Below are 24,383 nucleotides of genomic sequence, written 5' to 3'. Positions count from 1 at the left end.
CCTCCTTGCGATGCCGTGCGTCACCCGGACAGGCCGTGCGCGGCCTGTCCGTGCTGCTCTGAAGCGTGGATGGTCATCTCGTCATCGACGGACAGATGCGGTTTGATGTCGAACACAACCTTCTTGATCGTCCCGGTGAATGCGAACGGCTTCTCGCTCTCGTAACTGAGGTCGACGACACCGCCGTTGTCCCTGCCGATGTCCATGCCCGAATAGCCGGAGAACCGGATGGGCACGGTGTGGTCCATGCGTCCCTTGCCGACCGGCCGACCGTCGACGTACAAGGTCACGTCGCCGCCAGTCGCCGGCTGTGCACCGTCGGCCTCGAACTCCATCCGGACCGTTACCTCGCCGGTGGGCATTGCCTCGTCAGCGACCTGTTTGAAAACGGACACGCCCATCATCGAATAGGTGTGCGTGAGCTTGCCGTCCTTCACATAGAGAGTGAAGCCGCCGAGGTGGTCCGCCTCAGCGACGATCACACCTTCGGCTCCATCCTCAGGCACGACCAGGTCAGCCTGGATCGCGTAGGAATGGTTGTAGACCCGCGGGATCATCCCGGACATCACGTTCTGCACGTCGCCCCGGAACTCGAACGTTGTCTGCTCCGGCAGCGGCGGCAGCATCCCGAAGAACGTGGACAGCGTTGCGAGCAGCGGCAGGACCTTGTACTGCTCAGCCTCCTGCCAGAACAAGTCCTTGAGTTCGCGCACCTTGTCCGGGTGCTCCGCGGCCAGATCCTTCGCCTGAGTGAAGTCGTCCGGTAGGTAGTACAGCTCTGCGGGCCCGGCATCCGGGTCCCACACGTCGGGCGCGTAGGGCCTGAGCGCGTCGGGGGTGATCACCCACGGGATGCGCTCGGTCTTCATCGCGAGCCACCAGCCGTCCTTGTACATCGCCCGGTTGCCGATGGTTTCGAAGTACTGCTGGGATCGATGCTCCGGCGCGGCCTCGTCGGTCAGTGAAGCGGCGAACGAGGTCCCGTGCATCGGCGTCTGCTCAATCCCGTCAACGGTCCGTGGCAACGGGATCCCTGTCACGTCGAGGACCAACGGTGCGATGTCGATCACGTGAGCGAACTGCGAGCGCATGCCGCCACTGTCAGTGATGTGGTCCGGCCAGTGCATGACCAACGGGTTGCGCGTCCCGCCCAGGTGTGAGCCGACCTGCTTGCCCCACTTGAACGGCGTATTTCCCGCCCAAGCCCAGGCCGCCGCGTAATGCGGCGCCATCAGCGACGTGCTCCAGGCGTCGACTCCGCCGTACCGCTCGGACAGCTGCAGTTGCATCTCGTCAGTGAGCGGGATGCCGTTCTGCATCGTCAGCTCGTTGAACGAGCCGGTGACAGTCCCTTCCATGCTGGCGCCGTTGTCACCCCAGATCCAGATGATCATCGTGTTGTCGAGCTCGCCCAGTTCGTCGATCGCGTCGACCAGCCGCCCGACGTTGTGGTCGGCGTTCTCCGAGTAGCCGGCGTACACCTCCATCTGGCGGGCGTAGAACGGCTTCAACTTGTCCGGCACGTCGTCCCACGCCGGGAACGCCGGGTCCCGGGGTGTCAGTTCGGCGTCGGGCGGAATGACCCCGAGTTCCTTCTGTCGTGCAAAGGTCTGCTCGCGCAACTGGTCCCAGCCTTGGTCGAACTGGCCCTTGTATCGGTCGGCCCATTCCTTCGCGACATGGTGTGGAGCGTGACTGCAGCCCGTCGAGAAGTAGACGAAGAAGGGCTTGCGAGCGTCCTGACCGCGGACGCCGTGCAGCCACTCGATGGTCTTGTCAGCCATCGCGTCCGGGAAGTAGTACGGATGCTCCTCGTCGTAGAACTCAGGCGGCGTACCGATGATCTTCTGGTTCTCGGCCAAGCACGGGTCGTATTGGCTGGCGCCCCCACCGAGGAACCCGTAGAAGTAGTCGAATCCCCAACCGTTCGGCCACCGGTCGAGCGGTCCGGCCGGGCCTTGTTGCCCGTCGGGCGTCAGGTGCCACTTGCCGAACGCAGCCGTGCTGTACCCGTTGTCCCGCAGGATCCGGGGCAACGGCGCGCAGTCACGAGGCAATGTGGCTGAGTAACCGGGAAAGCCGCCGGCGAACTCACCAACCGAGCCGAACCCGACCGCGTGGTTGTTCCGCCCGGTCAGCAGGGCTGCCCGAGTGGGTGAGCACAGCGCCGTGACGTGCATCCGGTTGTAGCGCAAACCGCCGTCTGCCATGCGCGTGAAGTTCGGCGTCCGGATCGGGCCGCCGAACGTGCTCGGATTGCCGAACCCGGCATCGTCGATCAGCACGAGCAGAACATTCGGGGCATCGTCGGGTGCGGTCGGATGCCCGATCAGGTTCCAGTCCGGCTGGGATCCGGCCAGCGTCCGGTTGGCCACTCCCGCGAACGTCGGTCGCCTCATCGGAAGGCTGGTGCGATCTGCTTCACCCAATGTCCTCGCCGCCCTCGCTCGTCAGGCTGCCGGTGCCACATTCGACAGTGACCGGCGCCTGCTGCTGCTTCTCACGATGCTGTCGGTCGCTCCGGTTGGCATTACCCTGAGTGGGTAATAGCGTCAGCGTCGGCTGACCTACTCCGTGTTTCAGACGCCTTCGAGTGCGGCGAGTTTGCCGGATCGGATGGCTTTCACGAATTCGTCGTAGTCACGGTCGTTCTGGTCGGCATAACGCTTCGAGAAGTCGGTGATCGCCTGGTCGAACGCGTCCGAATCGCCGAGGTACGCGGTGATGGCGATCGGGTCTCCGGATCGTGCATGCGCCCGGGCCAGCGTCCAACCGCAGGTTTGTGCGTAGAAGGCGAGGCCCGTCGGTGACATGGCCTCGACGTCTGCCGAGCCCTTCATGTCGCGCAATTGCCGCCAGTAGAAGTGGCGCGAAACATCCGCGCCCTTCGTCCAGCCGAGGAAGATGTCGCTGGCGGCCTGCATCATCCGCTGCCCTTGCACGACCCGCTCACCGGGCTGCCGGAAGCGGCTCTTCGGCAGGTGGTCCTCCAGCACCGACGCGGTGGCCTCCTTGACCTGCAGGAACAGCGGGTCTTGTCCGTCCCTGCCCTGGAGCAGTCCGATAAACGCCCGGGTCCCGACACTGCCGACGCCGACGACCTTCCGGGCCAGATCGACCAACTCGTATCGCTCCAGCAGCTGACGTCGGTCGTTCTGCAAGGTTTGCCGGTAGGCGCGGAACTGGTCATGGAGCGCCTTGCCTACTTGCTCCGGCGCCAGCCCGTAGTCGGTGGCGGCCAGGTCGCGCAGCGGCACCACGATCGGCGGCCGGCTGACGATCCGGTACTTCCCGTCGACCAGCTCGGCGAGCTTGGACAACGCCTGCAAGCTGTCCCGGGTCCGGGCCTTGCCGAAGGTCTTCTTGGCGCGCTTGACGTCCTTCTTCGACTTCTTGCCCTTATCCTGCGAGCGCGCGGACGCGAGGATGTCCTCTTCGTCGAGGTGCGCGTACCAGATGTCCAGGGTGCGCATCTGCGCGAAGTCGGCCATCGCCTCGCGATACGCCGCCACCGACGCGGTGGTCACATCCCGGACCTCCGTCTTCCGGAAGCCGTTGTTGCGGGCTGCGATGGTGAAGCTCGCCGCCATCCGCTTCACGTCGTACTCGAACGGTCCCGGCAGCGTCTCGTCGAAGTCGTTGACGTCGAACATCAGCCGGCGCTCGGGAGAAGCGAACCCTCCGAAGTTCGACAGGTGAGCATCGCCGCACAGCTGGACGCTCAACCCGGCCCTCGGCGTGTCCTTCAGGTCGGCTGCCATGATTTTGGCGGCGCCACGGTAGAACGTGAACGGCGACACCATCATCCGGCCGTGGCGCACCGGCACCAGGTCCTGCTCACGCGTCAGGTTCTGGTCCTCCAGCAGAGCGACCGGGTCAGGGCGGTGCGCCGCCGGCTCCCATCCCGCATGGCTGGACGGAGGCGTCCGGTGGCCGGCGTCCTTGCCCAGGGCGCGGCGATCGTCGACGCTCGGATGCTCGATCTGCGCGGTCATCGACCTGTCTCTTATCGTGGTCATCGACCTCTCCTCCTCGAACTGGAAAACTGTGGCGGCCCGGCCCAGCTGGTGGGCCCGGGCCATCGGATCGATCGGTGCGACTGCCGCAAGGTGCCGCCGCGCGCGGCGCGGCAGTCTTCGTCAGTAGTCGGACTTCATCTCGCGGCCGTGCACGATGACGGCCCAGATGACGACGATGTCGAGGAGCACCATGAGGCTGGACCACACCGGAAACGCTGCCAGGAAGGCGACGTTGACCACAGCACTGACCGGCGCGGCCAGGACAGCGACGATGCAGGCCCACATCCGGCCGACCTGAGCGTCGGCCGAATAGGTTGCATCGACATCGGACGAGTTCGTCATGGTTGACCTCCCCCTCCGAGAACGTGGGTCAAGCCTGCGGTCGGAGCAGGCTGGGCGCCTCGTCCTCAAGGGGTAATCGCGCTCGCCCTGGACGTCCCGAACACGCCGTGACCGCTCTCTGGCAAGGCAGGACTGGAGCCGGACTAGGCCAAATCGAGTAAGGGCATGCACCCACGCTCAGCCCGCGAGGCTGATGAGAGCCTGGGCGACAAGCACCAGACCGATCACCACGAACAGTGCGCTCACCACGGCCCTGCTGTTCTGCTCCAGCCACTCCCGTAGGCGATCCAACGAGGGTCTCAGCCGGTCCCTCGCGACCAAGTAGGAGAGCACGGGGATGGCCACGGTGCTGGTCCCGATGACGATGAAGACGGCGATCGCAGCAGCCTGCTCAACGGTCTCCCCCGACGTGCCGCCGATCATTGCCCCGGCGACCGCACAGATTGCCAGGTTCTTCGGATTCAACGCCGAGAGCACCACTCCCAGGCCAGCGGCCCTGACCCGGGACAAGGAGTCGAGCGCGTCCATCCAACGGGGACGTGTCGTCACGGCAGGCGACCTCGCCCGCCGCAACCACCCGCGAATCCCCAGGAGCAGTAGGAGTAGACCCAACCACAAGAGAATCCAGTCGGTCGCCGGCGGAGACGTATCCGATCGTGCTTCGGACCGGGATGTAGAGGCGACCAGCGCGGACACCATCGTCACTCCGGCAATTCCCGCTGTCCAGCCAAGCAGGAACCCCAGCCCGGTGTCTGTCGAACGCCGGGCCAGGAGCATCAACAGTGTCGCGATGATCGGAACCGGGCTGAGTGCGACTGCAACCGCCAACGGAAACGGATCAACGATCAACCGGCCCACCCCCTCGACGACGGCTGCCGCCCGCCGCGGCCCGCTGAGCCGCCACCACAGCTCCTCCGCGAACCACTACTGCGTGGGCGAGCGTCAACGCCGCCTGTTCCGCTCGTCAACATGCCAGCCCGCGGGGTCTGGTGAAATCATCCCTCAGGACGGCCGGCGGACCTGCCTTGGGGCGAAGATCGACGTCCCACGGCCCACGGCGGTCGGATCCGCCCGCGCCCGGGCAACGACCAGCGCCAGCCTACTCGCGAGATCCTCACATGTGCTTGACGCCAGCGGGCGATGTGACTCGCCCGGGGTCGCGGCGCTTTACCCACAACGGGTAATGAGAACCCCATCGATCGGGAGGAGGGTGGCTTCCTAGGACCAATCGTTGACTCTGGAGTCGAACAACGGAGGTGGCGCATGACTGTCAACATCGACGAACTGGGCCCGGTCGACTGGATCGTGGTCGAGTTCCCCGGCAGCAAACTGACTGGCGAGATCGCGCCGATCCTGCACGACTTTGTCGACCGGGGCTTGATCCGGGTCCTGGACCTGCTGTTCGTCAAGCGGGACGAGGACGGCGGCTACGAGGTGTTCGAGGCAACCGATCTCGACGACAGCGAGGTCGGCGAGCTCCGCCGGTTCGAGACCCAGCTGGCCATGCTGCTCAGCGAGCAGGACGTTGAAGATCTCGTCGAGACCGTCGAGCCGGGCAGCTCGGCCGCCGTGCTGGTGTGGGAGAACCTGTGGGCCGCTCCGTTCGGCACGGCAGTACGCCACGCGGGTGGTCAGCTTGTCGCCAGTGGGCGGATCCCGATCCAGGCGGTCATCGCCGCCATCGAGGCCGACGCCGAAGAATCCGACGAAGGAGAATGAGATGCCACTCGCAGCCCGACGCAGGCGCAGGACTGTCGCCGCCGTCGGCGGTGCCGTCGTGGTAGCGCACGGTATGAACCGCCGGCACGACCGGCGCGACGACCGGCGCGACGACCGCGGCGACGACCGTCAAGACCAGCGCGAAGACCGGCGCGACCGGTAGCCGTTGCCGACTGCTGGACAGTCACCGACCAGGACGACCTCGCGACCCAGCGACCCAGGTTGCCGCGTCCTTCGCGGCCCCGACCACGGTGGCCGTTAGGGCGCAGGTTCGCGCAGCAGAGTTCATGAAACTGGACCCCGAAGGTGCCGCGCCGTGCCTGCGTGCGCGCGGCAACCGACCGTATTCCCTCGCGACATGGACGTGCTGAAGCTAGACGCTCGGGTGCGCTCACCGGCGTACGGCACCGGGACGACCAGTAGCGGCGAGCTGATCATCTGGTGCTCGCCGTCGACCAGGCGAGTGAGCTTGCGGGTGGCCCTGATGCTGTCTTTGAGGATGCGGCTGGATGGTCGGCGTCAGAGGACGGCGGCAACGGGACTAGGGAGTGGGGGCGGTGGCGGCTTGGTGGGCTTCCTCGAGATCGTCGTCGGACACTGTGTGTGACTCCGTCGTGCCGCCCAGATCTGTCAGCTTGGTCGAGACGGCGTCCGCTTCGCTCACCGGCGCCAGCACCCCGACGGCGGCCTTGCCATCGGTGAGCGCGGATCCGAGGCGTTCACGGTCGGCCTTGTCCAGGCCGAGGCCCTTGTGGTGCAGCGCGCCGACAAGTCCACCGCCGACCACTCCGACAGCGAGGCCGACCGGGGTGAACAAGGCCAGCGCCAGACCGATGCCGGCCCCCTTGCCAGTGCTGCGTTTGCCAACCTTCTCGGTCTTGACCTCACCTTTCTCGTTGAGGACGAGAACGCCGATCGCATCATGGCTGGCGAGCCCGGAGTCCTTGAGGCTCTGCGCCGCGGAATCCGCCGCGCCCTCGTTCGCGAATACTGCCAACACAACGATCTTGTTTCCCATGGGATTTCCTCTATAGGTGGCATGTCGCAGATCCGCGACATTCCCGTTCTAGTCCACCGGCCAGGCGTACCGCCTCACCCCCAACGGGCGATCCCGGTCACGGTGACCGTTAGACCACGGTTGGCAGCCACCTAGCCCACGCTTCTCGACCTTCGCCAGGCTCAAGCTGCGTCTCCCAGCGTGCTGCCCGGCGGACGGGGACTGCGACGCACGGTGAGGGGACGGGCCGATGAGTGACGACACGGACGCCATTGCATGAGCAGAGAGGGCCAACGATCCACCATCACCGCCGCCGTCGCCGTCGCCGTCGCGGCGCAACACGCTGGTGGTTGCTGCACTCGCCCGCCGTTGTCGAGGATTCTGCAGCGCGCCGGGCTTAGCCTCTTCCGGACCTCTACCTCGACGCGGCCCGTCCGACCAGCTTCCGGCGGATGCTGCCGGAGCTCGAAATCCAAGAACCGATCCGCCAGCCTCTGAGGCTGCCGCTACGTCGCGCGGTCCGTGGATCTCTGGTGCCGGCGCGTCGACGCCTTCTGTGCGATCAGTACGTCGATGCCGTCCAGGATTCGGTCGAGGCCGAAGCTCACGTCGGCGTCGTGGATCTCGTCGGTGTACTGGTTGCCGGTCATCAGGGTGGCCAGGATCGAGTATCCGAGTTCGTGCAGCCGAGGTTCCAGGAATCGTGACACCGCTGCCGGCTGGACGGACGTCGTGGTGCTGTCGCGCAGATCGCGACGCGCGCTGGCGATCCGCCGGGCATAGCCGTCCAGCAGCAACGCGCACGACAGGCTTTCGGTGGGACTCAGCCCGGCACCGGTCAGCACCTTCAGGATCGCCTCTGCCCAGCCGAGCAGGTTCGGCGTCACCGGCGCTCCGCGGATGGGGAGATCGCAGAGCCATGGGTGGACGTCGCACCGGTCGACCATCGCCTGCGTCCAGACGGTCGCTGCGGCTCGCCAGTCCCGTGCGTCGGCGACCCGGTCCGGTGCCGGACCCCAGGCTGCGTCACCGAGCAGCACCAGCAGCTCGTCGCGGGACCTGACGTACCTGTAGATCGCGTTGGCGGTCAGCCCGAGCTTCTGGGCGATCTTGGGCATCGACAACGCGGCGAACCCGTCGGCATCGGCCAACTCGAGGGCTGCGTCGACGATCCGCTCGACGCTCTGCGTCGGCTTCCGGCCGAGTTTGTTCGACTTGGCGGGCAGGCCCCACGCCAGCACGAGCCCCGGTGGCAGGTGCGCATCGTCGGTCAACGGCATCAGGTCGGCTCCCCACGCCCGCGAAACTCGGTGTTTGACTTCGTGTGCACCTTACACTTTATATTAGTGGGGCCCACACACGAATACACCTGAGGATGCGATATGGGACAGCAGGATCACCACGACGGACCGGGTCGGCGACGACCGCGGTTCGACCTTTCTCGCCGGCTCGGATTGCTGCTGACCGCGGCATTGCTCTCGAGCTCGGCGGCGGCCTGTGGGGGCACGGCCGAAGCCACGACGAACAGCCGTGGTACGCCGGAGACTCCCGCGAACACCGTGGTCTCGACGGACGCCGGCGCAGTACGCGGCACGCTCACCGCGGATGCCCGGCTCTTCCAAGGAATTCCCTACGCCGCCCCGCCGGTCGGCGAGCTCCGCTGGGCATCGCCGCAACGGGCCGCGTCATGGCGTGGCATCCGGGACGCCACCAAGGCCGGGAATCGCTGTGCCCAGGCCGAAGGGCTGATCGACGAGGCCAGCACTACCGAGGACTGTCTCTACCTCAACGTCACCACACCACGCGACAGCGGCGCAGACAAGCTGCCGGTCATGGTGTGGATCCACGGCAACGGCTTCATCAGTGGGGCCGGCAGCCTGTACGACGCACAGCAGTTGGCGAACAGCGGCCAGGTCGTCGTGGTCAGCCCCAACTACCGGCTGGGCATCTTCGGCTTCCTCGCCCATCCGGCGCTGGACCACGGCGGAGCTCGGCAGCTCTCGGGGAACTTCGGCCTCGAAGATCAGCAGGCTGCGTTGTGGTGGGTCAAGCGCAACGCGGCGTCGTTCGGAGGCGATCCGGGCAATGTCACGATCTTCGGTGAGTCCGCTGGAGGCACCAGCGTCTGTTCTCATCTGGTCGCGCCGGGATCCACAGGGCTGTTCCAGAAGGCGATCCTGCAGAGCGCTGAATGCACCGGGCAGAAGTGGTCGCCCGGACCGCCGACCTGGTTTCCGCTGCCACGCTCCGAGCGCGAGCAGCACGGCCTCGATGTCGCGGCCAAGGTCGGCTGCTCCGCCCCGGGGACCGCTGCGGCCTGCCTGCGGGCCAAACCTACGGACGAGCTCAGCAAGTGGTCTGACGACGGGGTCGGATCAGGACCCACCGTTGGTGGTGGCGTACTGCCTGTCAGCCCGGATCGCGCCTTTGCAACCGGCCGCTTCACCCACGTACCGATCATCCAGGGGACGACGCGGGACGAGCACCGCCTGTTCACCGCGGCAATCGAAACAGCAACCGGTCAGGTGACGACCCCGGCAAGCTACAGCGAAGAAATCCACACGCTGTTCGACCAGTCGGACGCCGCCCGGATCCTGGCCCGCTATCCCGTCGAACAGTTCCATTTGGCCGGCGAGGCACTGTCGGCCGTCGTCACCGACTGGGCGTGGGGCTGCCCGGTCCTCGATCGAGATCGCGCACTCGCCGCGCAGACACCGCTGTATGCGTACGAGTTTGCCGACGAGACTGCTCCGTGGTTCAGCACGCTCCCGAAACCCAACTTCCCGACTGGCGCGTTCCACGGCGCCGAACTGCAGTACCTCTTCACCGACGAGCAACTCCCGGGCCTGAGCACACCCGCGCAGGATCAACTCTCCGCGACGATGATGCGCTACTGGACGCAGTTCGCACGCACCGGGAACCCGAACGGTCCGGGTCAGCCACGGTGGCAGCCATTCCAGAACAAAGACCACGTCCAGTCACTCGCCCCGGCAAGAATCGCCTCAGCCGACCTGGCCCAGGAACACCAGTGCGCCTTCTGGACCTCAATAGACTCCTGACCTGATCAATCACCTCCGCCACGTGACGATCTGGCCGCGACAGGCGAGGTGGGTTGGAGCGTGGGGATGTGGTGCGAATCGAGGTCAAGCCACGTTGCTGGTGGCACCCATTGAGGGATGGAACTCATGCGTGAGGCGCCGGACGTCGTTTCGGTCGAGGCGGTGCTCGATGCTGTGCGAACGGGCTGGGCGATTGACGTCGACGCGATTGAACATCTGCCGGTCGGTTTCGGCGCGCACCATTGGCGGGTCTCGTACGCCGGGATGCCGCGCCTGTTCGTCACGCTCGACAGCCTCGGCCGACGCCATTCCGCGGAGTCGCTCGAGGCTGCCTATACCGCGGCGGGCGAGCTGGCCGGGGGCGGGCTCGAGTTCGTCGCGGCATCCATACGCAATCGCCAGGGTCGCTCCACGGCTCCCCTGGCCGGCGGCAGTCTGAGCTGTGTGCCATGGCTGGACGGGGAGCCGGCTGGTTCGGGCGCCATCGACAGCGACCGCCTGGCTCGGCAGAACGCCGAAGCGCTCGCGCGCCTGCACGCCACCACCCCGCCCGCGGGCATCCCGAGCTGGCGACCCCGGGTCGGAGAGGATTTCGGCGACTCGTTGGCCGACCTGCTGCGCAGCCCATGGCAGACCGGTCCGTACGGCGAGCGTGCCCAGACCGCTCTGGCTCGGCGGATCGACGCGATTCGGCGCTGGACCGAGAGCTACCACGAACTGGCTCGCCGGGCCGCAGAACATCCGTGGGTGCCGACGCACGGAGAACCGCACACCGCCAACCAGGTCGTCACCGACGAGGGGATTGTCTTCGTCGACTGGGAATCGCTGGCCCGAGCACCGCGGGAGCGTGACCTGGGCACTCTGGTCGGCTCCGGGTACGCCGAACTGGCCGCTCCGAACTGGGAAATGATCGAGCTGTTCGACCTGGAGTGGCGACTGGAGGAGCTGGCGCAGTACGCGGACTGGTTCAACAGGCCACACACCGGAAGCGACAGCGACCGAGTCGCCTTCGACGACCTCACCGTGGAACTGAACCGACCCGACTGGACGCGAACCACCACCTAGAGACCAGGCTGGCCGTCGGATTCTGCGTGCCATGACTTCCAGAGTTTGCCGTAGACGCGTCCTGCGCTGACGAGTTCGCTGTGAGTACCGAGCTCGACGAGCTCACCGGCTTCCATGACGGCGATCCTGTCGGCGTCGTGCGCGGTCTGAAGGCGATGGGCGATCGCGATCACGGTACGACCCCGGAGTACGGCGGCCAGCGATTGTTCTGTTCGGCGTGCTGTTCTGGGGTCGAGTTGTGCGGTGGCTTCGTCCAGGATCAGCGTGTGCGGATCGGCGAGGACGACTCGTGCCAGCGAGAGTTGCTGGGCGCTGGCGCCGTCGAGGGTGGTGTCGTCGCCGATCTCGGTGTCCAGCCCGTGGGGTAGGTCGTTCAGCCACGCGGCTCCGACGGCGTCCAAGGCGGCGTACAGCTCCTCGTCGGTCGCGTCCGGTCGGGCGATGCGCAGGTTGTCGCGCACGGTGTCGTGGAAGACGTGATGATCCTGGGTGATGAGTACGACGTGTTCGCGCAGCTCGTCGGGTGGCAGGTCGGCAACGGGTGTACCGCCGATGGTCACCGACCCGGTGTGCGGACGGTCGAGGCCGGCAAGGAGACGGGCGAGCGTCGATTTCCCTGCTCCGGAGGTGCCGACGATGGCCAACCGTTCTCCGGGCTGCACGGACAGATCAATTCCGTGCAGCACGTCGCGATCGTCGGTGTAGCTGTAGCGAGCGTTGGTCACCTGGATCCGGTCGCCGTCCTCGGCGGCGCCGACGTGCGTGGTTGGCTTGCGTTCCTCGTCGGGAACGTCGGCCAGCCCTTCGACGCGGGCGTAGGAGGCGCCAGCGCCTTGTAGTTGTTCGATCCAGAGCATCAGGGTGTCGAGCGGGCCGACGAGCTGGCGTAGATACACCGTCGCCGTCACCACCACGCCGAGGCTGACCACACCGTCGGCCTCCAGTGCACCGCCGACCAGGAGGACTCCGACCACTGGCAGTGCCAGTGAGACGTCCGCCCACGGAAACAGCACCGTTCGCAGCCAAAGTGCCCCTAGGCGTGCGGACCGGGCTTGAGTGACGGCTGACTCAGTGGCCTGTGCTCGGCGCTGCTCCAGACCGAGCAGTTCGATCGTTCGGGCGCCTTTGGCGGTGCTGGCGACGACGTCGGCCAGTTCTGCTCCGGTCGCTGCGACCGCTAGATAGACCGGTCTGGCGCGTCGCAGATACCAGCGCACCGCCCCTGCGACGCCGATCAGGCAGGCGAGCCCACACAGTCCGAGCAATGGATCCAGGACGACAACGGCGACGACGAGGAACAGGGCGTGGACGAGGGCGACGAGGACCTCGGGTACGGCGTACCGCAAGGTCATGGCCACCACGGATGCGTCTGTGCTTCCGCGGGCGATCAGGTCGCCGGTAGGCAGATGGTCTGCGACTCGTGGTGGTAATGCCAGGGTGCGTTTCAAGAATCGTTCTCGAACCCGTGCCGCTGTGCGTTCGCCGAACCGGTAGCCGATCTTGAGCGCCCACCAGGTCAGGGTTGTCTGCACGATCGTGAACACCAATGCGCCGAAGGCGAGGCGGTCCACCCGGCTGAGCACATCACTGCCGCCGGCTTGGATCGTGTCGATGATTCGGCCGAGCAGCCACGGACCTACCAGCCCAGCTGCGGCGGCAAGCCCGTTGACACAGACGATCCCGACCACGGCACCCCGGTCTGCGCGCAGGTCGCGGAGCGCCGCTGCACGGACCTCGGGGGTGCCTGCGATCGGCAGCTGCCTACTCATGGCTCTCCTGATCGCCCTGTGCACGGGATACCAAGTCTCGATAGCCGCGATCGCTGCGCAGGAGTTCGGCGTGTGTCCCGACTGACGACGTCTGACCATCGACCAGGACGATGACTACGTCGGCACGGTCCAGAACCAGCGGTGACGTCGTGGTGATCACCGTGGTCGAGTCGCGTCTGGCTTCGCGGAGCCGGTCGATCATGGCTGCTTCGGTGTTGGCGTCGACCGCGGAGGTGGGTTCGACGGCGAGCAGGACTTCGGGTGCGGCATAGATGGCGCGGGCGAGTTGAATCCGTTGCCGTTGGCCACCAGAAAGGTCACTCCCGCCGGCAGCGATCGACGCGTCCAGACCGCCGGACAACGCGTCCACGACGTCCTCGGCCACGGCGGTGTGCAGGGCCGCCTGGATTCGGTCGTCGTCAGGCTCGAGGCGTCCCGCAACGATGTCGCGGACCGTGCCGGCGAACACCTCGGCGTGGTTGTCGGCGACAACCAGCCGGCGCCTGAACTCGCTGCGAGCAACATCATCGATCCGTACGTCGGCCCAGGTCGCACCGGCCTCGGGATAGGTGCTCAGTTGCCCAAGCCTTTCGACCACGGCGACTGCCTCCGCGGGGCGGGCAGCGACCAGCGCGGTGAACCGTCCGGGATAGATCACGACCCCCGATTGTGGATCGGCCAACGGCCCACCGTCAGGGGGGATGATCGCCGCGTCGCGGTCGTTGTCGCGTGTCACCGGCAGGTTGAGCAGGTCGATGATTCGTTGACCGGCCACCCGCGCACGGGCGATGTCACCTCCGCCCTCGATGAAGGCGGACACCGGCACGACCAGAACGGCAACGTAGCCGTAGACGGCGACAACATCTCCGATGCTGATGTCGCCGGTCGCAGCCATTCGCGCCGAGAGCCACACCACCGCGGCCAGGAACAGCGCGGGCAGTCCTGTCGACAATGCGCCGACCCAACTCGAGGGCCCGGCGACCCGGTAGCCACGATGCACCAGTCCCTGCGACTGCTGTCCGTACCGCTCGGCGACAACCCCCTTCCCGCCAAGGCCGTTGAGCACTCGTAGCCCGGCCAGGACATCGACCAGGCGGGTCGTCAGCTGCCCCTGGTGCACGCGATACTCGCCGCCGGTGCGCTCGATGCGCTGCAGGAACGGGCCCACTGCGACAGCGAGCAACGGAACTCCGGCGAGGACCACCGCGGCCAGCAACGGCGAAATCGTGAACAGTACGACGGCGACGACGGCGTACGCCACCACCGCGCCAACGCCGGGACCCGTGACGGTCAGTGCCATCGCAACCGTGTACACGTCGGCGATGCCGACCGTCACCACCTCCCCAGCACTCACGCGACGCGTCAGCGAGGCACCCAAGCGGGACGTGTGCCACACCGTTGCCCGGACCGAGCGAAACGATGCGTCCATCCGGATCTTGGTCATCGTGCGATGCCGAGCGATCCCCAAGAGCGCGTTCAGCACGGTGACCACGAGCAGGACCAGAGCCCACTCGACGAGGGCGGCAGTATCGCCGGCGACAAGTCCGTCATCCACCGCACGGGACAGCACCCACGGTGGCACCGCCAAGCCGACCATCCAGACGGTGCCCAACATCGCACCCGTCGCGACCCGCCGCGGCTGCGATCGAGTAAGCCAGAAGAGGAAGCGCCAGGGGCTGGTCAGATCACGGTGCGCCGGCGGGATCCATGTCTCGGTCATCCTGTCCAGCCACTCGCGAACAGCAGCCGTCCGCCACCTCCGCTGCCGTGCACCGCCGCTGGCCATGCGCAGATCCTCGCAGCAATGCATCAACCGGGGAAACGAATTTGTGATCCGATTCACAAACGGGATCTCCAGTCAACAACTCGCCGCCGACCACCCTGAGCCTCGTGAGCGCGCCGCGCGAGATTGGCGGCGTGTGGTTGTCGGATCTGCCCGAGCCCGTTCGATGTGATGTAGAGACCGGGCACAGGGCTCGGCCGACATGAATCGAGAGGACAGCGACGATGACCGACGACAGGGCGACCGGCGGAGCGAGAAAATTCCGATTCGGTGTTCTTGCTCCGATCAGAACTGAGCTGCCGGCGTGGCGAGACCAGGTGCGCCGTATTGCCGACAGCGGTTTCTCGACACTCCTGATGCCCGACGTTCAGCAGTGGCAGCCGGCGCCCGGTCCCACGCTGGCTGTCGCGGCAACTCTCGCCGACCTGCGGGTGGGTACGTGGGTGTATGCCTCTCCGCTGCGCACGCCCTGGAGCTTGGCCTGGGAGGCGCACTCACTGTCGGTGCTTACTGAAGGTCGCTTCGAGATGGGCATCGGCGTCGGCAGGCCCGGGATCGAGGACGAACTGCGTGAGTTGGGCCTTCCGGTGGTGACACCGGGCCAGCGGTTGTCTCAGGTGCGCGACGCCGTCACGTCGCTCAGAGAACTCGACGGCCCGGATCTCCGTACGCCGGTGGTGATGGCCGTGCGTGGCCCGAAGGCGCAAGCGCTGGCGGCCGACCTGGCGGACACGGTCACCTTCGCCACAATGCCGGGCGACTCTCGGGCCGACATAGTGCGATTGGCGACCGAGTTTCGCGCACTCGGAGACCTCGAACTGGCGCACCACGTGGCGGTGGTCGGCGACGAGGTCTCCCCGTTCATGGCACCCCCAGACACGGATCCCGCCGCGTTGCGCGCAGCGGACTCGCTGTTGGTGCTGCCAAGTGACCCGACGGCAGCCACCGAAGAAATCCTGCGACGACGTGAGGAGGGCGGCTTCTCATATATCGTCATCGGCGCGAACGCCGTTGACGCACTCGCTCCTGTCGTCGCCGAACTGACCGGACAGTGACCGCGACTGGCCAGCCCCTCCCCCCCGGCTGGATGCGGTTCTCTGCGTTCGACCTGATCGTCAGTTGGCCGAGAGCTTCTCGGTGATCGCGTCCCGGCTGGTCTCCGGGTCCACCCCTCCAGGCCGCCGGCCTGGCCGTGTGGACCTCAGCGCTTCGGTACGTCGTACACGAGGTGTGTGACGCGGTCGCCTTGGACGATCTGCGACGGGTTGTCGAGCATGAGCGGCTCGGACAGCGGACCGGTCGCCCAGAACGGGCGGCCCGAGCCGAACACCACGGGGACGAGGTTGACGACGACCTGGTCGATCAGGCCGAGCCGCAACGCCTGTCCGCCGATCTGGCCGGCGGCGACGTCGACGATGCGGTCCTCACCGGCGTACTCCCGCCCGGCCTTGATGCCTTCCTCGACGCTGCCGACGAAGGTGAACGGCGCCGTACCGGCATGCTCCCAGTCCTTCGGTGGTTCGTGCGTGACCACGAAAACGTGCTCGCCGGCGGCCGGTACGCCGTTCCAGCCGTTGGTGAGGTCGAAGAGGCGCCGGCCCATGATGACGCACGCGATGTCCTTGTACTGGTTGCGCGTGAAGTCGGCCGACGCCTGGGTGGTGCTGACCGTGTCGTCGCTGCCTTCGAACGACCAACTCACGTCCCCGTTGCCCAGCCAGTCGAACAGCGGACCGACTCCGTCGCTGTCGTCGGCCATGTAGCCATCCAAGGAGACAATCGCTCCCATGATCGTTCTAGCCATCAGATCCTCCCTGGTGTGCAGGTACTGGACCTGACGTTAGGAGCAGGACCGCCCGCTCCGAATCAGTCAGATGACTGGTGCTGGCGCACGCGACGGTCGGTGCCGATGAGTCACGGCGTCAGTCCGGCGAGCTGCGAGCGTCTGCTGACACCCAGCTTGGGATACGCCTTGTACAGGTGATGACCGACGGTGCGAGGGCTGAGGAACAACTCGGCCGCGATCTCCCGGTTGCTCATGCCCTGCGCGGCTCGGCGTACGACCTGCAACTCCTGCGGGGTGAGCTGGCTGACACCACCGAGACCGGCCACCGGCTCCGGAGCGGTGTCGCCGAGCGCGGTGAGCTCCGTGCGGACGCGTCGTTCCCAGCCGTACGCCGCGATCCGCTCGAACGTACCGAGCGCCTCCGTCAGTTGGGCCCGGGCCGCCGTACGACGGCGATTGCGTCGCAGCCATTCGCCGTACGCAAGGGAAGTGCGCGCCCGGTCGTACGGTCCGCACCCTTCGAGACGGAGCGCCGCCTCGAACGCCTGCTGTGCCTGGGGTCCCTCGCTGAGTAACGCCTCGCACCGCAGTACGAGCGCTTGTGCCGCGGGGTTGCCCGATTCTGTCGCCCACTCGATCAGCGCCGGGAGGTACCGCTGCGCGCGATCGGTCTCACCCGCCCGTACGGCGGCCTCGACATGATCGGGGATTGCGCGCACGGCCACGTCCCGTCCGGATGGGCCGTCGCAGACTCGCTCCAGCCGGTCGAGGGCGTCAGCGGGCTGACCAGCCATGAGATCGACCAACGCACGGGCCCAGGTCACCAGGGCTGCCGACATCCGGTGCTGCCTGGTATCGGCGAGGACCAGGTCTGCCTGCGCGCCGGCTGAGGCGTCACCGCGAACTGCGGCAAGCCAGGCCGAGATCGAGGTCAGTACGACGACCTGTAGGTCCTGACCGAGGTCGGTCGCCAGCTCGATCGCTTCGGTCACCGTCGCTTCCGCGTCCTGGAAGCGGCCGGTCACCAACTGCGCGAGCGCGAGTGGCTCCTGCGCATAGGGGAGCCAGCCGAGCGCACCGTCGAGGCGCAATGCGGCGACGTGGCTCTCGAGGAGCTTGAGCGCCAAGGTGTCCTCGCCGATGAGCACGGCCATGTACCCAGCTGTCAGCCGGTCGAGCGTGGCGTCCAGCTCGAGCGCAGCGGGCAGCAGCGTCCGCATCGATGCGACCGCGGGCTTGATGTTTCCGAGCAACAGGTCGGTGAAGCCGATCAACGCCTCGGCCAGGCCACCGTGGATCGACTGTAGTTGCTCAGCGCAACGACCAAGCAGGACGGGATCGGCCGCGTCGCGCGCGCACCACGTCGCTTCGGCAAGGATGGAGACAGCACGGTCCGGATCGGTCGACAGGATCGGTACTGCGGCGGCGAGAGACAGCGCACTCGCCTCAGCGGGAGAGACGCGCTCGTACGCCACCTGGGCTCGAATCCAAGCGGCTTCGGCCTGTTCGCTGGGTTGTCTGGTCAGCGTGCCGCCGGCCGCGGCCAACTCTGCCGCATGATCGAGCCCACCCGCGTCGTACGTCGCTCGGGCGGCTCCGACAAGACGCCTGGCGCGGTCGGCGCGGTCGTTGCTGAGCTGTGCGGCCCGCTCCAGCGCTCGCGCCGCGCACGCCGGGCCGCCGCGCCCGACCGCACGGAGCGCGGCGCGTTCGAGTTCCGCCGCGGCCAGATCGTCGGTGCCACCGGCCGCGGCGGCGAGGTGCCAGGCGCGCCGGTCGGCATAACGTGGGTCCGAGAACGAGTCGGCCAGCGCTTCGTGCGCGGCCACTCGCTGGGCGAACGGCGCGTCCTGGTAGACCGCCGACCGGATCAACGGGTGCCGGAACTCGACGGAGTCGGAGGTCACCCGGACGAGTCGCTCTTGCTCGGCCGGCTCGAGGTCCGCGGCGGCCAGACCCAGGGACGCGGCGGCGGCCGAGAACGCTTGGAGCTCTGAGGTGTGGTCGGCGGCGGCAAGCAACAACGCTCGCTGCGCGTTCTCCGGCAGTGCGCGAACCTGCAGACGGAAGTGCTCCTCCAAGCGTCCGCTGGCCGGCAGTGGGGTGACTGGCGCGGACGGACGATCTGCGCGATCGCTCGCCGCCAACTCCAGGATGGCCAGCGGGTTCCCTTCGGATTCCGCGAGTACGCGCTCGGCTGCCTCCCGAGGCAACGTACGAACACTGGCCAGCAGCCGAGTCGAGTCCGGCTGACCCAGTCGCTGGAGGGCGATGCTGTGCAGCCCTGCCGCAGGGAACGGTCGGTCGCCGTCCCGCGCGGCAAAGATCATCGCGACTGGGTCGGTGTGCAGGCGCCGTACGGCGAACAGCAGCGCGTCGATCGAGGACCGGTCGAACCAGTGCGCATCGTCGACCAGGCACAGCAGTGGCTGCTCCTCGGCCAGGTCGGAGAGCAACGTCAACACAGCCGCGCCGACGGCCGGCGGCCCACCCGGCAAGGTGCTCGCGCCGAACGCGGTCCGCAGTGCCTGACCTTGGCGGCCGGGCAACGCGTCGAAGCGATCGGCGAAACGGGCGAGCATCAACTGGAGACCGGCGAACGGAAGCTCCGCCTCGGATTCGATACCGACAACCCGCAGTACTCGCATGCCGTCAGCAGCAGCCGCCGCGTGATCGAGCAGCGCGGTCTTGCCGATCCCGGCCTCACCCCGCACCACCAACGACCCACACCGGCCGTCAAGGGCCTCGGCGAGCACCCGCTCCACCGAAGCCCGCTCAACTGCCCGCCCCACCAGCACCGCAGCAGCGTAACCCCAACAACAGGCCTACATATGCGAGCATGATCGCCGATTCGAATCCTGCCGGGCACCCCACCAAACCCTGCGATCGGAGCAGCTGTGTCCACTGTTACCGCTGCGGAATTCACCTGGCCGCTAGGCGACGACGCCGTACTGATCCCACGCACGGCCGCGATCGCGGAGGCGCATTTCGCTCTGGTCGAGGCCAACTATCAACGCCTGGCGCAGTGGTTCGGGGACGCGTACCAGGAACCACCGGTGCTCGAGGAGACCCGCGCGAACCTGGAGGAGGCTGGGCGGGGCTGGCTGGACGGATCGTTGTTGCCGCTGTCCATCGCGGTGAAGGCGGACAACGGCTGGCGCCTGGTCGGCTGGGCGCAACTCGAGATCAACCGTCAGGCTCGGTCGGCCGAGATCGGCTACTGGCTCGACACGGACTTCGTCGGCCGTGGACTCGTCAGCCGGACCGTCACCGCCGTACTCGATCACGCCTTCGGGCCGCTCGGCCTGCTCCGAGTCGGGCTGTGCACCACCGTCGACAACACCCGCAGCCGGAACGTGGCCGAGCGCATGGGCTTCACCCAGGAAGGCGTACTGCGCGAGGCCGCAGTCTTCCCCAACGAACGACGCGACCTCGTGCTCTACGGCCTCCTCGCCCACGAATGGCAGCAGTAGCAGTCGAGGCCCCTCGGAGCCGATAGCGTCTGGCCATGGCCGACTTCGTCATACGACGCTGGGACCTGACGCCACACCCCTTCCCACAGGCTCCGCTGCATGTCCACGACCGCGGGGACGAGGGCTTCGTCGTCCTCACCGGCGAGCTCGATGTGACGCTCGGAGCCGACGTACGGCGCCTGGGCGCCGGCGAGTTCCTCGTGGTATCTGCCGGCACCCCACACACCTTCGCGACCGTCGGCGACCTAGCGGCAACCATCCTCGTCACGATGACCCCACAGATCGACGCCCTGGTACGCGAACTCCACCAAGTCCCCGAGGACGAGCGCCCCCTCGTCTGGGCCCACCACAACTCCCGCCCGCTCTAGCCTCCACCGGCGCAGGAAGCTGTGAGCAGGATCCCGGCGTCTGGAGAGTAGTCCGGCTCGACGCCACGCAGTCGACCGATTGACTGCGTGCAACAGTCGAATCGGCAAGCGGGCCGCGCGGCCTTCTCAGCGTACGTATGTGGCTCCAGCGGCTGTACTGTGAAATGCCGGGCGGCAAACAGACTCCATTTTGATCGCAACGAATTCAAATGAATGTTTGGCCCCCGGCGTGGACCACTCGGGAGGGGACCATGTCATCACAACTCGTCAGTGCCGGGGGTGCGGATTTCTACGTCGAGGTGGTGAACATCGGCGGCCCACAGACGATCGGATCGAATCACGAGCCACTCAGTCTCGACGGGGTTCGCGACACCATTCTGGCGGTGGCAACCGAACTTGGTCAGATCTGGGACAAGGTGAAGCCAGCTGAGGCGACCGTCGACTTCGGTCTCAAACTCATAGCGAAGTCCGGCAAGCTGACCGGTCTGATCGTGGATGGGGGCGGCGAGGCCACACTCTCGATCTCGCTGACATGGAAGGCCGGCGATCAAGCAGAACCGGGGTGAACATCCATGGCAACCACCACGTTCTCCGATTCTGTGCTGCGCGCGTTCGTGGTGCGGATCGAATCAGCGGACCAGACGGAGACTCTCGGCTCAGGCGTTCTGGTCGCCTCAGGCTGGGTGTTGACCGCCGCCCACGTGCTCGGGGGTCGCGATCGCGTCGTCGTCGTGCCAGATCGAGGGGCGCTGACGCGCGACGGTGCGGAGCCTCCTGCGAAGGTGACTGGTCTCACCATGGCGAGATCGGACTCTCGGGATCCTTCCTCACCGTCAGCCTTGTGGCCATTCCCGGATCTAGCGCTCGTGCGGACGCCGGACTGGACGGATCATTCCTTTGCAGTGCTCAGTGGGAAGGTACCTACCGGCGACTGCCTGCCACACGCGTGGGGTTACGGCCTGCGCGAGGAAGGCGTTGCGTCTGTCGGATCCGCGTCGACATACACCCTTGCCGGCGAGGACGGCGACGGATTCCTGTCGTTGTCGGCAGGTGAGGCCACACCTGGGCTCAGCGGATCACCGCTTGTCTGCCCGATCCAGCGGGCGGTGGTCGGCATCATGACTGCGACGCGCGACCCGGGGGCGGCAAGAGGTGGGTGGGCCGGACCAGTGTCAGCACTCCCTTCCATACCTGACGTTGACGGCGGCCGAAGCATCGCCGAGACAGTCGTTGCAGAGAATCGGTCGAACAGTTGGGTGCATCGAGCGCTCTGGAACAGGGCGCTGCCAGTAACTGACTCCGAGGGATGCCTTGACCATCCGTGGGAAGGACTCGAGCCTGATGACCGCTTCGATCACCCTTCGACGATGCTTCGAGCCGAGTTCGGCGTCGTCCCATACATGTTTCGGGATGACGGGCTCAAACGAGCTCTGGAATGGTGTGAAACTCCGGATCGTTTCTCGATTCGCTACATCGAGGCGGCCGGCGGAGCCGGGAAGACACGCTTTGCCATTGAGCTCTGCCGTCGCGTGGCGCTGAAGGGATGGATCACCGGCATGTTGCCTCGCGAGCCCCGAGGTGTGAGCTCAGTTCCACTTCCGCGTCTGATCGCGGTCGACTACGTCGAGGAGAGCGGAGCGCTGGACCTCGTGACTGAGCTCAGTTCCCTGTGCAACTCCGCAAATCAGATGAGCCCAGTCCGTGTTCTTCTGCTGAGCCGGCCAACCCGAGGAGCCGGCCTGCACGCCGCCATCGATGCGGTGGCGCAACAACCACTTGCCGTCGGCGCTTTGTTGCGCGCGTTGGAGAAATCTGTCGAACTCGCCGATCCTGTCTCGGCCCTCACGACGGATCAGAGAAGCGTGCTGTTCGCGGAGGCCCTCCCTCGGTTCGGTCACGGCGCCGCCGGCGAGACTTGGAGACCCACCGATCAGGAAAGCCCTGACCTCAGCGACGACCATTTCGCCCAGCCGCTCGACGTTCTGTTCGAGGCCTTCGATACGGCGCTGACCGACCACGGCGGACACGACGGCACACGCCCAGCGGTGGAACGCGTCCTGAACCACGAAGAGAGGTACTGGCGGACCGGTTCGGCACCTGTCGGCGGAGATCTTGCTCGCCGATGTGTCGCTTTCGCTACCTTGGCTGGCGCCAGGGACAACGCCGAAGCTCGCGCGTTGCTCTCCCTTGTACCCGAGGTTGGCAAAGGACCTGCTCGACGAGCAGTCGACATCTGGCTGGCCGCACTCTATCCCGGCGACGACCACTGGAATCCTCTCAAACCTGACCGGCTTGGCGAGGTCCTGATTGCGCAGTCACTCCGCGAGGAGTCGTTACGTTTTAAGCATGTAGTCCGGAAGATTCTTCGACTCAGGTCGGATCGACAAGTCGAGCGTGCGCTCGAGGTGCTCGCCCGATTGACGATCGACAAGGTCTGGGCGAACGACCTGAGGCCGCCATTGATAGCCCGCTACGGTACCTTGGCAAGACGCTGCCAACGTCAGACGCGGGGCTCAAAAGACCGCGTGGGTGCGACTGGCCTGCTCGATGGTCTGGTGCGCCTTCATCTGGCTGTCATCGGGAATGGAGACTTACCTCGTCTCACGGTCCGGGAGATGGACGCATTGGCAGCCGGCCTCGACATGGTTCGAGGCCTGGCCGGGCAGTTCGCACGAAGCAAGGACGCGGCCGTTCTCACCACTCAGTACCACGACCTGTGCCAGCGGAGGGTTGACCAAGATCCCGGCAACCTCGTCTACCGCAGCGATCTGGCAAACTCCTACGACAATCTCGGCGTTCTTCATGCCGAAGCCGGACGCACCACCGAGGCCGAAACCTACTATTACCACAGCTTGAAGACTCGACGAGAGCTTGCGAACCTCCATCCCGATAACCAGGCCTATCAGTTCGCGTTGTCCGACTCCTACAACCGCCTTGGCGACCTAGCGGTACAGAAGGAGGACTATGACGACGCCCGCGACAACTATCACGAGGCCTTGCGGATCGCCGAAGCGATCGTCGGGGCACATCCGACCGGAAGCATCTACGGCCACGAGCTGTCGAACTGCTACAACAACCTCGGCGATCTGGCATTCAAAGAGGGCCGCAATGACGAGGCGAGACGACGCTACAACCAGGCATTGGACATCGCTCTCCGGCTGATCGACCGTGATGCCGAGAATTCGATCTATCAGCGCGACCTTTCAAATGCCTACAACAATCTGGGCGATCTGGCTGTCAATGACGACCGCCCTGATGACGCGAAAGAGCCATACCTCAAAGCGCTGGCGATTGCACTGTCCCTTAGTCCACGTGAACCAGGAAACAGTGTCTATCAAATCGACCTGTGGAACTCATACAACAACCTGGGTGATCTGGCGGTCGAGTTACATGAATGGCCGGACGCGGGGAACCGATATCGGCAGGCCTTGCGGATCGTCGAGGATCTCGTCGAGCACGAACCCGAAAGCACACCATGTCAGCGAAACATCTCGGTCTCCTATCAGAACCTCGGAGACCTGGCCGCGCGGACGGATCACCTTACCGAGGCGGGCGACCACTACCGAACGGTTCTGCGAATTGCTGTGAACCTAGCATCTGAGGAGCCGAAGAATGCGACTCTCCAACGTGATCTCATTGATGCTTACAGCAAACTAGGCGAACTGGCGATGAGTTCATCTGAGGTTCCTGATGCCCAGGCCTACTATCGCCGAGCTTACGAGGTTGCACGTGATCTGACTGCCAGCGAGCCGGACAATCTTCCCGCACGGCGGGACCTGATGACCTGCGTCCTTCGTCTCGGTGACATTTCCCTCCGTGAGGGGCGTCACCGTGAAGCGGCGCGCCAGTACCGCAAGGGGCTGCACATCGCGAGACGACTTGTCACCCAAGAACCTGACAGTGCCATGAGGCAACGCGATCTCTCGGAGGCCTACGAACGAGTCATGCGGGCCAATCGCCATAGAGAGGTCAGGGCGGTGAGCTGAACAGGTTCCATCGTTCG

The 24,383-nt window shown here is 66.2% G+C and carries 19 protein-coding genes and 1 pseudogene; 10 read left to right on the top strand and 10 right to left on the bottom strand.

Features of this window, described 5'->3' with window-relative positions:
• Positions 1–20: 20 nt before the first annotated feature.
• From ACIBG5_RS41805 to ACIBG5_RS41790, 4 genes are all read right to left on the bottom strand, one after another.
• Positions 21–2,399: an arylsulfatase gene (locus ACIBG5_RS41805; protein WP_396397652.1), complete on the bottom strand. Its 2,379-nt coding sequence runs from the start codon at positions 2,397–2,399 to the stop codon at positions 21–23.
• Between the two features lie 180 nt (positions 2,400–2,579).
• Positions 2,580–4,019: a DUF2252 domain-containing protein gene (locus ACIBG5_RS41800; RefSeq protein WP_396397651.1), complete on the bottom strand. Its 1,440-nt coding sequence runs from the start codon at positions 4,017–4,019 to the stop codon at positions 2,580–2,582.
• Between the two features lie 120 nt (positions 4,020–4,139).
• Positions 4,140–4,361, bottom strand: coding sequence for a hypothetical protein (locus ACIBG5_RS41795; protein ID WP_396397650.1), 222 nt, complete (start codon positions 4,359–4,361; stop codon positions 4,140–4,142).
• Between the two features lie 177 nt (positions 4,362–4,538).
• Complete coding sequence (locus ACIBG5_RS41790; RefSeq protein WP_396397649.1) at positions 4,539–5,219, bottom strand: GAP family protein; 681 nt, start codon at positions 5,217–5,219, stop codon at positions 4,539–4,541.
• A gap of 405 nt (positions 5,220–5,624) precedes the next feature.
• Between ACIBG5_RS41790 and ACIBG5_RS41785 the strand changes: the two genes are divergently transcribed.
• Both ACIBG5_RS41785 and ACIBG5_RS41780 read left to right on the top strand, forming a co-directional pair.
• Positions 5,625–6,080, top strand: coding sequence for a DUF6325 family protein (locus ACIBG5_RS41785; RefSeq protein WP_396397648.1), 456 nt, complete (start codon positions 5,625–5,627; stop codon positions 6,078–6,080).
• A gap of 1 nt (position 6,081) precedes the next feature.
• Positions 6,082–6,243, top strand: coding sequence for a hypothetical protein (locus ACIBG5_RS41780; protein WP_396397647.1), 162 nt, complete (start codon positions 6,082–6,084; stop codon positions 6,241–6,243).
• Positions 6,244–6,621: 378 nt separating this feature from the next.
• On the opposite strand, the gene ACIBG5_RS41775 is transcribed toward ACIBG5_RS41780, so the two are convergent.
• Positions 6,622–7,098: a DUF1269 domain-containing protein gene (locus ACIBG5_RS41775; protein ID WP_396397646.1), complete on the bottom strand. Its 477-nt coding sequence runs from the start codon at positions 7,096–7,098 to the stop codon at positions 6,622–6,624.
• 485 nt (positions 7,099–7,583) lie between these two features.
• Positions 7,584–8,357 (bottom strand): TetR/AcrR family transcriptional regulator, encoded by a 774-nt coding sequence (locus ACIBG5_RS41770; RefSeq protein WP_396397645.1) that lies wholly within the window; start codon positions 8,355–8,357, stop codon positions 7,584–7,586.
• A gap of 102 nt (positions 8,358–8,459) precedes the next feature.
• Between ACIBG5_RS41770 and ACIBG5_RS41765 the strand changes: the two genes are divergently transcribed.
• Together ACIBG5_RS41765 and ACIBG5_RS41760 are read left to right on the top strand one after the other, a co-directional pair.
• Positions 8,460–10,136, top strand: coding sequence for a carboxylesterase/lipase family protein (locus ACIBG5_RS41765; protein ID WP_396397644.1), 1,677 nt, complete (start codon positions 8,460–8,462; stop codon positions 10,134–10,136).
• A 126-nt stretch (positions 10,137–10,262) separates the two neighbouring features.
• Complete coding sequence (locus ACIBG5_RS41760; RefSeq protein ID WP_396397643.1) at positions 10,263–11,201, top strand: phosphotransferase; 939 nt, start codon at positions 10,263–10,265, stop codon at positions 11,199–11,201.
• On the opposite strand, the gene ACIBG5_RS41755 is transcribed toward ACIBG5_RS41760, so the two are convergent.
• Positions 11,198–12,970 (bottom strand): ABC transporter ATP-binding protein, encoded by a 1,773-nt coding sequence (locus ACIBG5_RS41755; protein WP_396397642.1) that lies wholly within the window; start codon positions 12,968–12,970, stop codon positions 11,198–11,200. The two genes, ACIBG5_RS41760 and ACIBG5_RS41755, sit on opposite strands and share 4 nt — an antisense overlap.
• Positions 12,963–14,690 carry an ABC transporter transmembrane domain-containing protein gene (locus tag ACIBG5_RS41750; RefSeq protein ID WP_396397641.1) on the bottom strand — a complete coding sequence of 576 codons (1,728 nt, stop codon included), beginning with the start codon at positions 14,688–14,690 and terminating at the stop codon, positions 12,963–12,965. Before ACIBG5_RS41750 ends, ACIBG5_RS41755 begins: the two co-directional genes overlap by 8 nt.
• A 287-nt stretch (positions 14,691–14,977) precedes the next feature.
• Between ACIBG5_RS41750 and ACIBG5_RS41745 the strand changes: the two genes are divergently transcribed.
• Positions 14,978–15,808, top strand: a complete 831-nt coding sequence (locus tag ACIBG5_RS41745) for an LLM class flavin-dependent oxidoreductase (protein WP_396397640.1) — start codon at positions 14,978–14,980, stop codon at positions 15,806–15,808.
• A 146-nt stretch (positions 15,809–15,954) separates the two neighbouring features.
• On the opposite strand, the gene ACIBG5_RS41740 is transcribed toward ACIBG5_RS41745, so the two are convergent.
• The gene (locus ACIBG5_RS41740; protein WP_396397639.1) at positions 15,955–16,557 is read right to left on the bottom strand and encodes a dihydrofolate reductase family protein; all 603 of its coding nucleotides are present in this window, start codon (positions 16,555–16,557) and stop codon (positions 15,955–15,957) included.
• Between the two features lie 110 nt (positions 16,558–16,667).
• Entirely contained in the window at positions 16,668–19,337 is a 2,670-nt protein-coding gene (locus ACIBG5_RS41735; RefSeq protein ID WP_396397637.1) for an AAA family ATPase, read from the bottom strand.
• Between the two features lie 99 nt (positions 19,338–19,436).
• On the opposite strand from ACIBG5_RS41735, the gene ACIBG5_RS41730 reads away from it, so the two are divergent.
• The 5 genes and pseudogenes from ACIBG5_RS41730 (at position 19,437) to ACIBG5_RS41710 (ending at position 24,366) form a co-directional block, all read left to right on the top strand.
• Positions 19,437–20,012: a GNAT family N-acetyltransferase gene (locus ACIBG5_RS41730; RefSeq protein ID WP_396397636.1), complete on the top strand. Its 576-nt coding sequence runs from the start codon at positions 19,437–19,439 to the stop codon at positions 20,010–20,012.
• 35 nt (positions 20,013–20,047) lie between these two features.
• The gene (locus ACIBG5_RS41725) at positions 20,048–20,380 is read left to right on the top strand and encodes a cupin domain-containing protein (protein ID WP_396397635.1); all 333 of its coding nucleotides are present in this window, start codon (positions 20,048–20,050) and stop codon (positions 20,378–20,380) included.
• A gap of 251 nt (positions 20,381–20,631) precedes the next feature.
• Positions 20,632–20,946, top strand: a complete 315-nt coding sequence (locus tag ACIBG5_RS41720) for a CU044_2847 family protein (RefSeq protein WP_396397633.1) — start codon at positions 20,632–20,634, stop codon at positions 20,944–20,946.
• Between the two features lie 6 nt (positions 20,947–20,952).
• Positions 20,953–21,513: pseudogene (locus tag ACIBG5_RS41715) on the top strand (serine protease); the annotation flags it as partial.
• Between the two features lie 234 nt (positions 21,514–21,747).
• Positions 21,748–24,366, top strand: coding sequence for a tetratricopeptide repeat protein (locus tag ACIBG5_RS41710; protein ID WP_396397668.1), 2,619 nt, complete (start codon positions 21,748–21,750; stop codon positions 24,364–24,366).
• Positions 24,367–24,383 lie beyond the last annotated feature (17 nt).

The sequence above is a fragment of the Kribbella sp. NPDC050241 genome (assembly GCF_044459685.1).
Taxonomy (GTDB): Bacteria; Actinomycetota; Actinomycetes; order Propionibacteriales; family Kribbellaceae; genus Kribbella.
Note: the sequence above shows the minus strand (reverse complement) of the source record. Positions and strands in the feature narration are given on the sequence as shown.

Bases quoted from the DNA above. Each gene is read 5' to 3' on its own strand.
- ACIBG5_RS41795 (WP_396397650.1), bottom strand. From the start codon at position 4,361: ATGACGAACTCGTCCGATGTCGATGCAACCTATTCGGCCGACGCTCAG.
- ACIBG5_RS41755 (WP_396397642.1), bottom strand. From the start codon at position 12,970: ATGAGTAGGCAGCTGCCGATCGCAGGCACCCCCGAGGTCCGTGCAGCG.
- ACIBG5_RS41805 (WP_396397652.1), bottom strand. From the start codon at position 2,399: ATGAGGCGACCGACGTTCGCGGGAGTGGCCAACCGGACGCTGGCCGGA.
- ACIBG5_RS41765 (WP_396397644.1), top strand. From the start codon at position 8,460: ATGGGACAGCAGGATCACCACGACGGACCGGGTCGGCGACGACCGCGG.
- ACIBG5_RS41760 (WP_396397643.1), top strand. From the start codon at position 10,263: ATGCGTGAGGCGCCGGACGTCGTTTCGGTCGAGGCGGTGCTCGATGCT.
- ACIBG5_RS41750 (WP_396397641.1), bottom strand. From the start codon at position 14,690: ATGACCGAGACATGGATCCCGCCGGCGCACCGTGATCTGACCAGCCCC.
- ACIBG5_RS41740 (WP_396397639.1), bottom strand. From the start codon at position 16,557: ATGGCTAGAACGATCATGGGAGCGATTGTCTCCTTGGATGGCTACATG.
- ACIBG5_RS41725 (WP_396397635.1), top strand. From the start codon at position 20,048: ATGGCCGACTTCGTCATACGACGCTGGGACCTGACGCCACACCCCTTC.
- ACIBG5_RS41780 (WP_396397647.1), top strand. From the start codon at position 6,082: ATGCCACTCGCAGCCCGACGCAGGCGCAGGACTGTCGCCGCCGTCGGC.
- ACIBG5_RS41785 (WP_396397648.1), top strand. From the start codon at position 5,625: ATGACTGTCAACATCGACGAACTGGGCCCGGTCGACTGGATCGTGGTC.
- ACIBG5_RS41775 (WP_396397646.1), bottom strand. From the start codon at position 7,098: ATGGGAAACAAGATCGTTGTGTTGGCAGTATTCGCGAACGAGGGCGCG.
- ACIBG5_RS41710 (WP_396397668.1), top strand. From the start codon at position 21,748: ATGCTTCGAGCCGAGTTCGGCGTCGTCCCATACATGTTTCGGGATGAC.
- ACIBG5_RS41745 (WP_396397640.1), top strand. From the start codon at position 14,978: ATGACCGACGACAGGGCGACCGGCGGAGCGAGAAAATTCCGATTCGGT.
- ACIBG5_RS41770 (WP_396397645.1), bottom strand. From the start codon at position 8,357: ATGCCGTTGACCGACGATGCGCACCTGCCACCGGGGCTCGTGCTGGCG.
- ACIBG5_RS41720 (WP_396397633.1), top strand. From the start codon at position 20,632: ATGTCATCACAACTCGTCAGTGCCGGGGGTGCGGATTTCTACGTCGAG.
- ACIBG5_RS41800 (WP_396397651.1), bottom strand. From the start codon at position 4,019: ATGACCACGATAAGAGACAGGTCGATGACCGCGCAGATCGAGCATCCG.